The organism is Streptomyces sp. NPDC101393, assembly GCF_044767385.1.
Classification (GTDB): Bacteria; Actinomycetota; Actinomycetes; order Streptomycetales; family Streptomycetaceae; genus Streptomyces.
This window is the reverse complement of the sequence record NZ_JBIWNU010000002.1, coordinates 512624-525470: the sequence shown is the minus strand read 5'-3', so window position 1 is coordinate 525470 and position 12847 is coordinate 512624. Positions and strand designations below refer to the sequence as shown.

Here is a 12847-nt window from a genome sequence, read left to right as displayed (position 1 = left end):
AGGGGCCTTCATCCTCCGACGACGGCTGCCCACGTACCGACCTCATGTGCCGACGTCACATGGCGACCTCATTCGGCAACCTCACGTTCGGTGCGCCCGGATCGTTTACCAGATGTGAGCAAGCCATTGTTCGAACAGATCGTGACCGACCATGGACCCATGGTGCTGCGCGTCGTGCGTGCGGTCGTAGGGCCGCACGACGCGGAGGATGCCTGGTCGGAGACGTTCCTCGCCGCCCTGAAGGCGTACCCCGAGCTGCCCGACGACGCCCATGTCGAGGCGTGGCTGGTGACCATCGCGCACCGCAAGGCGGTGGACATCACCCGGGCCGACGCCCGCCGGCCCACGCCGGTCGACGCGGTGCCCGAGCGGCCGGTGCGCACCGGCCGTCCGGAGGACTGGGACCCGGACCTGTGGCGCGCTCTCAAGGCGCTTCCCGACCGCCAGCGCAAGACCGTGGCGTACCACTATCTGGCCGGCCTGCCCTACAAGGAGATCGCCGCCCTGACCGGCGGCACCACCGACGCGGCGCGCAGGGCGGCGGCGGACGGCATCAAGACCCTGCGCGCCACCTACCCCCTGACCGACGAGCCCGACCGGCCCGAGCAGACCGACCAGATGGGACGGACCGAACGATGATGAGCCATGCGTCCAGCCCCCGCGACGAGCCCCTCGCCGCGGCACTGTCCGAGCGCACCGACGACGCCGCACTGGCCCGGCTGCGTTCCCGGCTGGCCGATGATGCCGACGACGCCGGGATCCTTGACGTCGCCTACCGCACCCTGGACACCCCGATCGGCTCGCTGCTGCTCGCGGCGACCGAGGACGGCCTGGTCAAGGTCGCCTTCGAGATCCAGGACCATGCGGCGGTGCTGGCCCAGCTCTCCGACACGATCAGCCCGCGCCTGCTGCGCGCCCCCGCGCGACTCGACGAGGCCAGCCGCCAGCTGGACGAGTACTTCGCGGGTCACCGGCGCCGTTTCGACGTGCCACTGGACTGGCGCCTGTCGAAGGGCTTCCGCCGCAGCGCCCTGACCCACCTCCCGGACATCGGCTACGGACACACGGCCAGCTACGCGCAGGTGGCCCTGGCCTCGGGGAACCCCCGTGCCGTCCGGGCGGTGGGGACGGCCTGTGCGACCAATCCGCTACCGCTCATCGTTCCCTGCCACCGGGTGGTGCGCTCCGACGGTTCGATGGGCCGGTACGCCGGCGGCGTCGAGGCGAAGCGTTTTCTCCTGGACATGGAGGGAGCCGCGTGAACGGCGGCTGCACGGCGCGACGGCAGCAGGGGCCGATTGCGGGTGTGGTGCGGCAGGAGGCACCCTTGCGTCATGTCATACGTGAGGCTCGAAGCCTGGATCGGCGGAGATTGGCTGGAGGTGGATGCCGTGAGTGTCACCGTCATGGGCTCCGCGCTGACGCTCTCCTTTGACCACCAACGGACCGAGCTGGGATACCAGAGCCTCATCTGGGAGCCACTGGAGAACTTCCTCAGGGAGTACGGCGACCAGCCGCTCGTCGTCGTGCCGCAGGGGGACACCCTGCCCGCGATGTTCGGCCCCGGTGCGGCCGGTCCCTTCCGGCTGGCACGGGTATCGGACGACACGGACGGCAGGGGCGGCCCGGATGGCACGGGTGGCACGAGCCATCCGGCGCGATAGCGCGACGCGGTACCGGCGCGGAGCACGGCTCCCGCGCGGCCTGGTGCCGCGCATCCTCCGGATCCTGTCGGCGCATCGGCGCTGCCGGACCGGCGCGTACCGTAAAACGCCCTGGAGGAACTCTCCTTCGGGCCGGACACGGGACAGGAGCGTCAGCGGTGACTCGGGTGTTGAAGTCGCTCGCCATGACCACCGGCGTCCGTCTGCACGGCCATCGGCGTCTACCACTCGACGCCCGGGGTTCGCTCGGTGCCCGGCGCCGGTGAGCCCCATGCGACGATCGACTCCCGGGAACGGCTCTTCGGCGCCTACGGTCTCGCATGAGTCCACGCCGCTCGCCGGGCCCCGATCTCCGCCGACGCCGTGCGTTTCGTCGCGGGCACCATGGGAGTCGGCGGCGTGGCCCGCGTCGTGTCCCTGGCCGGCCGCGACAAGCCGCACTGGTTCCCCACCGTCCTGACCGCAGTGGAGTTCGCCATTCCCGCGGTCTTCCTCCCGATCGCGGCAGCCGACCAACGGGCGCGCACCGCGGCGGCGGTCACCGCGCGGAACGCGCCGCTCGCTCTTCCGGAGACTCCTACGGCGTGATGCCCCGGCCGGTCCTGCTTCTCGTCTCTTCCGCCCGTCAGGTGGCGGTGGGGCCGCGGCGGGCGGGTTCCTCGTCGAGCCGGTAGTCGCTCCCTTCGGAGCGGACGACTCCGGCGGTCGGGGGCGGGAAGTGGGTGCCCAGCAGCAGAGTTCCGGTGTCGGCGAGCAGCGCGAGGAGCCGGCGGCGGGTGCGCACCGCCTGTTCGGGGTCGATGTCCACGCAACTGGTGATCTCGGGGTGTCCCAGCTGCACGGGGTGGTGGATGCAGTCGCCGGTGATGACGGCCGACCGACCGCGACTGCGCAGCTCCACGGCCACTTGGCCCGGAGTGTGCCCGGGGGTGAGCAACAGCCGGATCCCGGGCGCCACTTCGGTGCCGGGCGCGGCGCCGGGGCCGTCCGTTTCGGCCGTGTCCTCGACGTCGATCAGATCGAGCAGACCGGCGTCCCGGATCGGGTGGATCGAGTCGCGGAACATCTGCCGACGGGGCTCGTCCATGTCCGCGCCCGCCCAGTGGTCCCATTCGATGCGCGACGTCAGATATCTGGCGTGGGGGAAGGTGGGGACCCATGTGCCGCCGTCGTCGCGGGTGTTCCAGCCGACGTGGTCGGTGTGCAGGTGGGTCAGGATGACCAGGTCGACGCTTTCGGGCGCGAAGCCCGCTGCGGTGAGCCGCTGGAGATAGTCGGTGTCCAGCTGGTTCCAGGCCGGGTTGGTCCGCGGCTTGCCGTTGCCGATCCCGGTGTCGACGAGGACGCGCAAGCCGTTCACCTCGAAGGCGAAGGTGTGACTGGCAAGCCGCAGCACACCGTCCGGCGCGGCGAAGCGCGGCTGCAGCCACGGTGTGCTGCGCACGACGTCGGGTGTGGCGGCGGGGAGCAGCCATGGGCCGGTCTGCGGCGGTAGCGGCGTTTCATCGATGCGGTGGACGAGCAGGTCGCCCACCGCCCAGGTCGGTGCGGATTCCCCGGTGGTGTGCGAGGACGTGCGCTGGGTCATCCGTGGCTCCTTGAGGGTGCGGTACGGGGGCGTGGTGCGGTCGGGGAGTGGTGCAGCCCCGCTGAGTGGCCCGCCGAGACGACTAAAGCTGCGTCTTTGCCTTAGTGGACGGTATGTCGTACGGTCCACTAACGCAAATAATCAGCGTTTGCGGCTGAACGTTGCGCACCCCCCGTCTCGAAAGGACGCACCGATGACCGTCACGGATCTCTCCCCGCGAGAGGTGTCCCGTTGGGCCCAGCTGGCCGGCCTCCCCCTGGAGGCGGACCGGCTCGACCTGGTGGCCGCCACCGCGCACCACATCCAGACCGTCCTGCGCCCCCTGCGCGACCTCGACTTCGCGGAGACCGCCCCGGCCGCGCCGTACGACGTCCCGGCAGCGCCCCACGACGCCCCGGCCACGCCGTATGACCCCCTGGTCGCGTCCGGCGACATCTTCCCGGACAGCCCCTACGGCACATCGCGCGCGGCGCGCGAGGAGGGGCGGACCGATGCAGCCGTATGAACCCGTGCAGCCGTATGCGTTGACGCTCGCGGAGGCGGCGCGCGCGATCGCGGCCAAGGAACTGTCCCCGGTCGAACTGGCCGGCTCGGTGCTGGAGCGGATCGAGGCGCTGGAAGGGGGGCTGGGGGCATACGTCACCGTCCGCGCGGAGGCCGCCCGTCGGTCGGCCGCGCATGCCGAGCGGGATATCGCCGCGGGTCGGTATCTCGGCCCGCTGCACGGCATACCGATGGGTCTGAAGGACCTCATCGATGTCGAGGGGCTGCCGACCACCGCGAGTTCCCGGGTGCGTGCGCACCACACGGCGGCCAGCGACAGCACGGTCGCGGCGCGGCTCCGCGCCGCCGGGGCGGTGCTGCTCGGCAAGACCCACACCCATGAGTTCGCCTACGGGCTGACGACTCCGCAGACCCGCAATGCCTGGGCCGCCGACCGTGTGGCCGGTGGCTCCAGCGGCGGTTCGGCGGTGGCGGTCGCGGCGGGTGAAGCGACGTTCGCCCTGGGCACGGACACCGGCGGATCCATCCGCGTCCCGTCGGCGCTGAACGGCGTCGTGGGCCTCAAGCCCACCTACGGCCTCGTCTCCGCGCACGGAGTGACGCCCCTGTCGTGGTCACTGGACCATGTCGGCCCGATCACCCGCACCGCTGAGGACGCCGAACTCGTCCTCGCCGCCCTCGTCGGGGACACCGCCCCGAACCCCATGGATTCCTCGAACTCCCGGGTGGGCCGGCGCAGTTCACCCCTCCCTCGCCCGCGCCGCACGGACGGGACCCTGGCCGGACTGCGGATCGGCGTCCCCCGCAACTACTACTTCGACCGGGTCGCACCCGATGTGGAGGACGCGGTCCGCGGCGCCATCGACGGGCTGCGCGCACTCGGAGCCGACCTCGTGGACGTCGACATCCCGATGACCGAGTACATCCAGGCCACCCAATGGGGGCTCATGGTCCCGGAGGCCACAGCCTTCCACGAACGGACGCTGCGCACGTCCCCGGAGCTGTACTCGCCCGAGGTCCGCACCCTGCTGGAAGCCGGCGAGTTCGTTCCGGCCGGCGACTACCTCCGCGCCCAGAGGTCCCGCACGCTCATGCGGCGCGCGTGGGCGCAGCTGTTCCACGAGGTGGACGCCATCGCCGCGCCGACCGTGACCTCCACCGCCGCCCGCAGCGACCAGCAGACGGTCGAATGGCCGGACGGAACCGACGAGAGCGTGTCGGACACGTACGTCCGGCTGTCCGCCCCGGCCAACATCACCGGCGTCCCGTCGCTCTCCCTCCCGGTCGGCCTCGACCGCACGGGGCTGCCCGTCGGCATGCAGCTCATGGGCAGGCCGCTCGACGAGGCGACGATCCTGAGGGTCGGCCGCGCGTACGAGGCAACCCACACCTCCGACGCACTTCGTCGCCCCGTTCCCGCCTCACCCGTAGCGCGGGGGCTCACCCCGTAGGGCGGGGGTGCGGCGGCAGGGGTTTCCCGCCAGGGCAGAATCGGGCAATGAATTTGCGTTAAGGTGGTGGTGTGAGCCCCAGACCAACGGTCCGCCCCGGAGGGCGCAGCGCCCGCGTGCAGCAGTCGGTACACGCGGCGGTGCGCGAGCTCCAGGCCGAACAGAAGAGAGCCGACCTCACCGTCCCCCACATCGCCGCCCGCGCGGGCGTCACCCCGTCAACGATCTACCGCCGTTGGGGAGACCTCCACGAACTGCTGGCGGACGTCGCGGTGGAGCGGTTGCGCCCCGAGGCGCCACCGGCCGACCTCGGCAATCTGCGCGAGGACCTGGAGCACTGGGCCGCCGACTTCCTTGAGGAGATGTCCTCCCCGCCGGGCCGCTCCTACATCCGTGACGCGCTCGCCGGTGACCCGGACAGCGGAAACGCGGGGCAGTGCTCCGCCTACGCCGTGGAACAGGTGGAGGCCATCCTCACGCGTGCCGCTCAGCGCGGTGAACACGTGCCGGATACCGAGACGGTGATGGACCATGTCGTGGCCCCGATGATGTACCGCATCCTCTTCCGTCCGGGGCTCCTGGAAGCGCGGTACGCGCGCGACCTGGTGGCCACCGTCTTCTACCGGCTCATGCCGTTGCCGTGACGCGGGTCCGAGGCGCCCGCGCCCCGTGCCGCCCCGGACCCGCGACGGAGACCGGGGCGACACGGGGCCCGGGGGCGCGGGCCCCCGGGGGCGTCAGGAGAGGTTCCCCTCCAGCGCAGCCACGTAGTTGTTGATGAAGTGGTCGCGGATCCCGTCTCCGGCAGGGGCGAAGACGTCGGCCGTCCGGCCTTTGACCCGGTCGGCGAGGTTGCCGAGCAGCGGCATCGACTCGTGGATCCGGCCTCGGGAGTCGATGTAGCGGATGGCGTCGACGTGGTGGAAGACCGGCTCGGGCGGCACCTGCGTGACGACATCGTTGTTGTTGACGAAGCGGTACATGCGATCGGTGAACGCGGAGTTGTGGGCGGCGGCCAACTCCCGGTCGCAGGTGCGCGGTTGACCGAAGGTGTAGATCCCGTCCGCCAGGAGCTTCGGGTCCTCGAAGTACAGGCGTGAGCCGGCCAGCATCGCCAGCGCGCCGCCCAGACTGTGCCCGGTGAACCACACGGTCTGCCCGTTGTCGCGGAACTCGCTCAGCGCCTCCTTGACCGCGGGGAAGACCGACTGGAGGGCCTCGGCGAACCCGTAGTGCACGTAGCCCTTCTCCCCGGGGCCGGGCCACGGCGGGGTGGTGATGTCCGAGAGCCAGTCGCGGATCTCGACCGGCTGGGTGCCACGGAAGGCCGTGATGATCATGCTGTCGCCGGCCATGGTGTACGCCTGCGTGTCCTGCAGCGGGAACGGCGGCTGGAAGGTGGTGCGGTGGTGACGCACACGGTCGAAGCCCCATTCCCGGGCCTGCCGCTGCACGGCCTCCTCATTCCGGTAGGCGAGTTCCGAGGCGCGGGCGAGCCAGTACGCGTGACCCAGGCTGTAGCCGGTCGCGTGATGGTCAAGAGCAGTCACAGGCACGGAGGTTCCTCCAGCTGAAGCAGTGGGGGTGGTGGTCGGGGCGGCGTCGCCCCTCCGCTCGCCAACGTGCCAGGCGCAGGCCCCCAGCCGGCTGCGCCCCGGCGGCGAATCATCCGAACGCACTTGCCCTGTCACCGGACCGAGTGACGCGCTCCGCGGGGCCGTGTGAGGTGAACCGTCGGCCCGTGTGACGCGTGCGCCCGTTCCTGCGGCGCGCACAGCTCAGGTGCCCGGACGCCACCGCGCGGCCGGACGAACGGACCTGACCGGACCGGAGGGGACCGGACCGGACGGGCCGCTCGGGAGTTTCGCCGCGGCGAATTCGCCCCTTCGGCGCCCGGCCGTTCAGTATCGTTCCGTACCGACCACTCGTTCGAAATACACACAGCGCGGTTCGTCCATCGGGATGCCGGTGACGGCGGCAGACCAGTGCGTCAGTGCGCCGGCCGATGCCTGCTGAACCGCGCCCACGGGGGAAATGCGATGAGCCCTGAACCGAACCTCCGTCAGACGATCGCCGAGGACCTGCGCGACATCCCTGCCGGAGAGATCGTGCTGCGGGACGAGGGCACGGGGACGCACTGGAAGGTCCGGGTCGCGGCTTTCCGTATGGCGCCGTATCCCGTGACCCGCGACCTCTACGGTGCGGTGCGAGGCGAAGCGCACACGGGTCCGGCGGGGCCGCGGACACCGGTGACCGAGGTCTCCTTCAAGGACGCCATCCGTTTCTGCAACCTGCTCTCCCGCGCGACGGGACTCGAACCCTGCTACTCGGTGGGCGACGACCCCGACGCGCAGGACGCCGTATGCGACTGGGAGGCCGACGGCTATCGCCTCCCGTCCGAGGCGGAATGGGAGTACGCGTGCCGCGCCGGGACCTCCGGTGTCCGTTACGGAGAGCTGGACGAGATCGCCTGGTACCGCGGGAACTCCGGGGACGCGGTGCACGATGTCGCGACCAAGGCGCCGAACGCATGGGGTCTCCACGACATGATCGGCAACGTGTGGGAGTGGTGCTGGGATGTCTACGACCCCGCGGTCTACGGCCCGTACCGCGTCTTCCGCGGAGGCGGCGGATTCGATCACCCCCGGGGATGCCGGGCCTCGTGCCGCCGCAAGAGCCACCCCACCCTTCGCATCGACGACCTCGGCTTCCGCCTCGCCCGCTCCCTCTGAACGGCCGGGCAGAGCCCGGGAGACTGGCGGGCCGTCGATAGGTGATGGGCTGCCGGATAGGCGGCGGAGGGGGCGGCGGCCCCGCTGGTACGGACGCAACGGACACACAGCGGCCACAGAGGGGTGTGCATGACGCCAGAGGGACACGCTCAGGCACGGAGCAAGGTCTTCGGTGAGGTGGCGGAACTCTACGACGCCGGCCGCTCGGGGTATGCACAAGAGATGGCCGCGGAGGTGCTGGCGTACGCCGCTCCGGGGGATCGCGCGGCCGTCGAGGTCGGCGCGGGGACCGGCAAGGCCACGTTGCCGTTCGCCGCGCTGGGGATTCCGCTGGTCTGCGTGGAACCGGACGCGCGCATGGCTGAGGTGCTGCGTCGCCACACCGCCGGATATCCGAACGTCCGCGTGGAGGAGCACGACTTCGAGCAGTGGCAACCAGGAGGGCGGCGCTACGGACTGCTGTTCGCCGCCTCGGCCTGGAATTTCCTGGACCGCGATCGGCGTTGGGATCTGGCACATGCCGCGCTCGCCCCGGGCGGCGCGACGGCGTTGATCTTCGGTCCGCACGGCATTCATGACGCCGCGCTGCGCGCCGCACTCGCCGCCATCGGCGACCGCCACCACCTCACCGGCGCACCGCACCGCTTTCTGGCCTCCGACTTCTCCGGTGACGAAGCGGGAGACTGGGACCCGCGCCGGCCGGCGGCCGAGTGCCGCCGCGACGGCCGATTCACCGACCTGCGCGCGGTCCGGTTCCGGCAGGAGCGCCGCTACGACCCCGACCACTACCTCCGCTACCTCGCCTCCCTGTCCGCCTATCGCGTCCTTCCGGACGTCTCTCGCGAGCAGGCGCTCGCCGAGGTCCGCAGCCTCCTCGATGCCCACGGCGGCGGTATCGACGTCCACCAGGTCACCGACGTCTTCCTCGCCCGGGCACGCTGACAGCCGTCATTCTTCGCCGGTCGCGAGAGCGGCCGCCACGGCTGGGCTGTGCCTGCGCCTCCCGGGTGTCCGCGGATTGGCTCATCTCGTCCAGCAGACCCCGGAGTTCACCGCGGGTCGCCGCTGCCTCACCTGGCCCGCGTTGCCGAGCCTGGTGGTGCCACACCCAGGATGAGCTGACACTTCTTGGCATCCGCGGAGCCCGGCACACTGATCGCCATGACAGACAACACCGCGCAGATGAAGGCCGTCACCATCCCCGAGTTCGGCGCCGCCGACGTTCTCCGCCTCGACGAGGTGAAGATCCCCGAGCCCGGTCCGGGGCAGGTCACCATCGATGTGGCGTACGCGGGCGCCAACTTCGCCGAGGTCCTCTACCGGCAGGGCGTGGTGGACGTACCGCTGCCCTTCGTCCCCGGCATTGAGGTGTCCGGCCGGATCCGGGCGATTGGCCCGCAGGTGGAAGGGCTGGTGGTGGGGCAGCCGGTCGCCGCGCTCACCATCGTCGAGGGGGGTGGCTACGCCGAGGTGGTCACTGCTTCGGCGGACCTGGTCGCCCCCGTCGACGGATACGACCTGCCGCTGGATATCGCCGCCGCGCTTCCGTCCAACAGCACCACCGCGTTCCTGGTGCTCGACCGGGTGGCCGGTATCCGGCCCGGCGAGCGCGTACTGGTGCATGCCGCGGCCGGCGGGGTGGGCAGCCAGCTCGGACAGGCCGCACGGCTGCTGGGCGCCGGCCGGGTAGTGGGCACGGTCGGCAGCGAGGCCAAGATCGAAACGGCGAAGCGCTTCGGCTACGACGAGGTGGTGCTGCGTGATCGGGTCGCCGACGTGGGGGAGTTCGACGTGGTGGTGGACATGGTCGGCGGTCCGACCCGCCGCGCGAGCCTTGACCTGCTCGCCCCGATGGGGCGCTTGGTGGTGATGGGCAACGCTTCGGGCGGCGAGGACGTCGGCATCCCGGCCAACGAGCTCTGGTTCACCAACAAGACCGTCTCCGGATTCAACCTGGCCGCGTTCTCCGCTGCCTTCCCCGCGGAGGCGGGCCGGGCGCTGCGCCGCGCGGTGGAAGCGGCGGCGAGCGGTCGGATGCGGGTGGAAGTCGAGACACTGCCCTTGGCACAGGCGGCCGAGGCGCACCGCCGTATCGAATCGGGTTCCACCACCGGCAAGCTGGTGCTCAGGACCGCATGACAGCCGGCCCCGGGGGAGGGCGCCCGACGCCCACCGGGGGCCTCGTCGCTCCGGGTGAGGACGGGCCGGTCACGGCGGTGGCGCCCGGCGGCCGCTTACGTGCCCTGTGTCCTCCCGGCCGCGGACCGGCCCCCGGCCCCGGTCCCGACCCGCGTGTACGTCACGTCGAAGTCCGTCGTCCACAGCTCGCCGTCAGCAGACCGTTCCCACCCGCCCTTGATCGTGTCGCCCTCGTCGGCGAAGGTGGCGGTGAACCGCTGGTGGAAGCCGGGCGCCGCACGCCACTGCCGCCACACGCCGTCGTTCATGCTCGTCCGGTAGACGCGCGCGACGCCGCGACCGTCCGCGTACAGCGTCGTGAACTCCTCGGCGGTGTCGTCGTAGCCGGTCAGCGTGACGGTGGGGAACGGCGCGTGCGAACCCCACTCGGCGGGCAGCGCCGATTCGGGTCCCGTATCCGCGCGTTGGACGAGGAAGGCCCCGCCTTCCAGCCAGGACATCTCGGCCCGTACCGGCCCTGCGCTGTGTCCGAGTGCCCACATGTCCCACTCGCCCACGAGTACCTGCAGGCGGTGCAGCGCGGAGTGTGGTGTCGGTTGGTTCATCGCCTTCTCCTGCTGTCGGTCGTCGGGTGTCGGCGGCGGCCCGCCTGTGCGGAATGCGCGGACGGGCGGCCGGTCCATCCTCCCGCCGTTCACGGCCGCAAGGTACCCGCCGCACCGGCCCCGGTCCCGGTCATCAAGGGACGGCCTCAGGCTCCGGCGAGCTCGCGGGCGGTCGCCATATCGCTGAAGGGGATCAGGCGCTCGCCGATGGTCTGGTGCGGCTCGCTGCCCTTGCCGGCGATCAGGACGATGTCGTGCGGGCCGGCGGCGGACAGCGCGAAGGCGATTGCTTGGCGGCGGTCGGTGAGGCGCTCGAAGGGTGTGCCGGTGGCCATGAGTCCGGGCGTGATGTGGTCCAGGATGGTCTCGGGGTCCTCGTTGCGGGGATTGTCCGAGGTGACGACGCACAGATCGGAATGGGTACCGGCAATCCGCCCCATGTCGGCTCTCTTGGTGGTGTCGCGGTCCCCTCCGCAGCCGAAGACGGTGATGACCCGGCCGCGGGCGAAACCGCGGATGGTGGTCAGGACCTTGTTCAGGGAGTCCGGTGAGTGCGCGTAGTCCACGACCACCGATGTTCCCTGCGGGGTCTGGAGGCGTTCGAAGCGGCCCGGGACGGGAGGCATGCGGTCGAGTGCGGAGACCAGTCCGCCCAAGTCGTGTCCCAGGATGTGGCAGGCCGCCACGGTGGCCAGTGCGTTGGCCACCGAATACCGGCCGGGGACCGGGATCGCTGCCGGGTACTTGCGGCCGTCGTGGTGCAGGGTGAAGCGCGTGCCGGAGGCGTCGACGCTGAGGTCCGTGGCCCGGTAGTCCGCCGGGGCATCGAGGGAATAGGTGAGCGCGTCGGGCATCATCGCCACGATGCCCGCGCCCACGGGGTCGTCGGCGTTGACGACCGCGCGCCCGCACAGGCCCTGGAACAGCCGCAGCTTCGCGTCCCGGTAGTTCTCCATCGTGCCGTGATCGTCGAGGTGGTCCTGCGTCAGGTTGGTGAAGACCCCGACATCGATGAACGTGCGGTCCACCCGGTGCGTCAGCAGGCCCATCGAGGTGGCCTCCAGCACCACGGTGCCGGCCCCGCGGTCGCGCATGCACCCCAGCAGGTATTGCAGATCGGGGGACTCCGGTGTGGTCAGCACCGAGCTCGGCATCGGGATCAGCTCGTTGCCGACCCGGCTGCCGGCCGTTCCGATGACGCCCACTTTCGCGCCCTCGGAGAGCCGTAGCGCCGATTCGACCATGTACGACACCGAGGTCTTCCCGTTGGTGCCGGTGACCGCCACCACGTCCATCTCCCGGCCCGGTTCGCCGAAGTAGCGGGAGGTGACGATCGCGGCCACCTTCCGCGTGTCCGGCACCTGCACGACGCAGGCGCCGGTCGCCGACGCCGATGCCCACACCGACTCGGGAAGGGTCGGTGACCTGCTGTCGACGAGCACCGCCCCCGCGCCCCGGGCAAGGGCCGGCGCCACCGAGTCCGGTCCGCCTTCGCGGTGTCCGGGCACCGCGATGAACAGCGAGCCCGACGTCACCCGGTCGGCGTCGAAGGCCGTCCCCGCAGTGATCCACGTCGTGTCCGCGTCGCCCCGCAGAGTGTGGTGCTCCTGCCCGGCAAGCAGTTCGCTCAGCTTCACAATGATCCCTTCGAAGGCGCGCGGCCCGTGGTGCGGCCGGCGCAAGGCGGCAGCGCCGGCGGCACGCCGGAAGCTGCGGTGATGACGTGGATCAGGCGGCGCAACCACATGTCCGACTCCGGCAGGAGACGGACACATCGCTCAGCCCGGCAGCGAAAGACCTGCCGTATGCGGGAAAGCCGGAGAGCCCGGGAACGGGCATTCGGCCAGGGGCAGCTGCGAGCCGCTAGCCGTGGCCGTGCAGCGCGATGAGGCGGGTCTGCGGTGCCTCGACGTCAGCGGCGGTCGCCCGGGTGAGGGCGGGGCGTCCCGCGGCCGCGGGACGCAGTGCGCGCATGGCCTGCTGCAGGCATCCCCTTACGGCACGTGTACGACCCATGAGCCGAGTGTACGTCCATCCGAGCCGCCGAAGATCCGCGTCCGGCCGTCTCCGCACCGAACCGGCGACCCGCCCACCCGGGTGCGACAGCGACGGTTCGCCCGCGAGCCCGGCTCGACGGCGGCCCGGCCTGTCCGCGCCGCCCGGA

14 protein-coding genes and 1 pseudogene are annotated in these 12847 nt (G+C 71.3%); 10 read left to right on the top strand and 5 right to left on the bottom strand.

The window, feature by feature from the left end; translation table 11 throughout:
- Nucleotides 1-114 precede the first annotated feature (114 nt).
- From ACIRQ7_RS07905 to ACIRQ7_RS07890, 4 genes and pseudogenes are all read left to right on the top strand, one after another.
- On the top strand, nucleotides 115-639 hold the full coding sequence (locus tag ACIRQ7_RS07905; protein ID WP_404260809.1) for an RNA polymerase sigma factor: 525 nt from the start codon (nucleotides 115-117) through the stop codon (nucleotides 637-639).
- On the top strand, nucleotides 636-1262 hold the full coding sequence (locus ACIRQ7_RS07900; protein WP_404260808.1) for a methylated-DNA--[protein]-cysteine S-methyltransferase: 627 nt from the start codon (nucleotides 636-638) through the stop codon (nucleotides 1260-1262). The genes ACIRQ7_RS07905 and ACIRQ7_RS07900 overlap by 4 nt, the downstream gene beginning before the upstream one ends.
- 72 nt (nucleotides 1263-1334) lie before the next feature.
- The gene (locus tag ACIRQ7_RS07895; protein ID WP_404260807.1) at nucleotides 1335-1664 is read left to right on the top strand and encodes a hypothetical protein; all 330 of its coding nucleotides are present in this window, start codon (nucleotides 1335-1337) and stop codon (nucleotides 1662-1664) included.
- A gap of 339 nt (nucleotides 1665-2003) precedes the next feature.
- Nucleotides 2004-2252: pseudogene (locus tag ACIRQ7_RS07890) on the top strand (DUF4345 family protein); the annotation flags it as partial.
- Nucleotides 2253-2289: 37 nt separating this feature from the next.
- Here the strand turns inward: ACIRQ7_RS07890 and ACIRQ7_RS07885 are convergent.
- Complete coding sequence (locus ACIRQ7_RS07885; protein WP_404260805.1) at nucleotides 2290-3252, bottom strand: MBL fold metallo-hydrolase; 963 nt, start codon at nucleotides 3250-3252, stop codon at nucleotides 2290-2292.
- 193 nt (nucleotides 3253-3445) lie between these two features.
- On the opposite strand from ACIRQ7_RS07885, the gene ACIRQ7_RS07880 reads away from it, so the two are divergent.
- The 3 genes from ACIRQ7_RS07880 (at nucleotide 3446) to ACIRQ7_RS07870 (ending at nucleotide 5851) form a co-directional block, all read left to right on the top strand.
- Nucleotides 3446-3757 carry a hypothetical protein gene (locus ACIRQ7_RS07880; RefSeq protein WP_404260803.1) on the top strand — a complete coding sequence of 104 codons (312 nt, stop codon included), beginning with the start codon at nucleotides 3446-3448 and terminating at the stop codon, nucleotides 3755-3757.
- Between the two features lie 4 nt (nucleotides 3758-3761).
- Nucleotides 3762-5207, top strand: a complete 1446-nt coding sequence (locus ACIRQ7_RS07875) for an amidase (protein WP_404261339.1) — start codon at nucleotides 3762-3764, stop codon at nucleotides 5205-5207.
- A 71-nt stretch (nucleotides 5208-5278) separates the two neighbouring features.
- Nucleotides 5279-5851 (top strand): TetR/AcrR family transcriptional regulator, encoded by a 573-nt coding sequence (locus tag ACIRQ7_RS07870; protein ID WP_404260801.1) that lies wholly within the window; start codon nucleotides 5279-5281, stop codon nucleotides 5849-5851.
- 93 nt (nucleotides 5852-5944) lie between these two features.
- Here ACIRQ7_RS07870 and ACIRQ7_RS07865 read toward each other — a convergent pair whose 3' ends face one another.
- Nucleotides 5945-6763: a lipase family protein gene (locus ACIRQ7_RS07865; RefSeq protein ID WP_404260799.1), complete on the bottom strand. Its 819-nt coding sequence runs from the start codon at nucleotides 6761-6763 to the stop codon at nucleotides 5945-5947.
- A gap of 483 nt (nucleotides 6764-7246) precedes the next feature.
- On the opposite strand from ACIRQ7_RS07865, the gene ACIRQ7_RS07860 reads away from it, so the two are divergent.
- The 3 genes from ACIRQ7_RS07860 to ACIRQ7_RS07850 all read left to right on the top strand — a co-directional run bounded on the left by ACIRQ7_RS07860 (nucleotide 7247) and on the right by ACIRQ7_RS07850 (nucleotide 10078).
- Entirely contained in the window at nucleotides 7247-7939 is a 693-nt protein-coding gene (locus ACIRQ7_RS07860) for a formylglycine-generating enzyme family protein (RefSeq protein ID WP_404260798.1), read from the top strand.
- Between the two features lie 129 nt (nucleotides 7940-8068).
- The gene (locus tag ACIRQ7_RS07855) at nucleotides 8069-8881 is read left to right on the top strand and encodes a class I SAM-dependent methyltransferase (RefSeq protein ID WP_404260796.1); all 813 of its coding nucleotides are present in this window, start codon (nucleotides 8069-8071) and stop codon (nucleotides 8879-8881) included.
- Nucleotides 8882-9100: 219 nt separating this feature from the next.
- Nucleotides 9101-10078, top strand: a complete 978-nt coding sequence (locus ACIRQ7_RS07850; protein WP_404260794.1) for a zinc-binding alcohol dehydrogenase family protein — start codon at nucleotides 9101-9103, stop codon at nucleotides 10076-10078.
- Nucleotides 10079-10173: 95 nt separating this feature from the next.
- Here ACIRQ7_RS07850 and ACIRQ7_RS07845 read toward each other — a convergent pair whose 3' ends face one another.
- The 3 genes from ACIRQ7_RS07845 to ACIRQ7_RS07835 form a co-directional block, all read right to left on the bottom strand.
- Complete coding sequence (locus tag ACIRQ7_RS07845) at nucleotides 10174-10683, bottom strand: hypothetical protein (RefSeq protein WP_404260792.1); 510 nt, start codon at nucleotides 10681-10683, stop codon at nucleotides 10174-10176.
- A 146-nt stretch (nucleotides 10684-10829) separates the two neighbouring features.
- Nucleotides 10830-12320 (bottom strand): UDP-N-acetylmuramoyl-L-alanyl-D-glutamate--2,6-diaminopimelate ligase, encoded by a 1491-nt coding sequence (locus ACIRQ7_RS07840; RefSeq protein ID WP_404260791.1) that lies wholly within the window; start codon nucleotides 12318-12320, stop codon nucleotides 10830-10832.
- Nucleotides 12321-12546: 226 nt separating this feature from the next.
- Nucleotides 12547-12699 carry a hypothetical protein gene (locus tag ACIRQ7_RS07835; protein WP_404260789.1) on the bottom strand — a complete coding sequence of 51 codons (153 nt, stop codon included), beginning with the start codon at nucleotides 12697-12699 and terminating at the stop codon, nucleotides 12547-12549.
- Nucleotides 12700-12847 lie beyond the last annotated feature (148 nt).

What these genes read in the sequence shown, in the direction of transcription:
- ACIRQ7_RS07880 (WP_404260803.1), top strand. Translation starts at nt 3,446, where the DNA reads ATGACCGTCACGGATCTCTCCCCGCGAGAGGTGTCCCGTTGGGCCCAG.
- ACIRQ7_RS07855 (WP_404260796.1), top strand. Translation starts at nt 8,069, where the DNA reads ATGACGCCAGAGGGACACGCTCAGGCACGGAGCAAGGTCTTCGGTGAG.
- ACIRQ7_RS07885 (WP_404260805.1), bottom strand. Translation starts at nt 3,252, where the DNA reads ATGACCCAGCGCACGTCCTCGCACACCACCGGGGAATCCGCACCGACC.
- ACIRQ7_RS07845 (WP_404260792.1), bottom strand. Translation starts at nt 10,683, where the DNA reads ATGAACCAACCGACACCACACTCCGCGCTGCACCGCCTGCAGGTACTC.
- ACIRQ7_RS07835 (WP_404260789.1), bottom strand. Translation starts at nt 12,699, where the DNA reads ATGGGTCGTACACGTGCCGTAAGGGGATGCCTGCAGCAGGCCATGCGC.
- ACIRQ7_RS07850 (WP_404260794.1), top strand. Translation starts at nt 9,101, where the DNA reads ATGACAGACAACACCGCGCAGATGAAGGCCGTCACCATCCCCGAGTTC.
- ACIRQ7_RS07900 (WP_404260808.1), top strand. Translation starts at nt 636, where the DNA reads ATGATGAGCCATGCGTCCAGCCCCCGCGACGAGCCCCTCGCCGCGGCA.
- ACIRQ7_RS07895 (WP_404260807.1), top strand. Translation starts at nt 1,335, where the DNA reads ATGTCATACGTGAGGCTCGAAGCCTGGATCGGCGGAGATTGGCTGGAG.
- ACIRQ7_RS07860 (WP_404260798.1), top strand. Translation starts at nt 7,247, where the DNA reads ATGAGCCCTGAACCGAACCTCCGTCAGACGATCGCCGAGGACCTGCGC.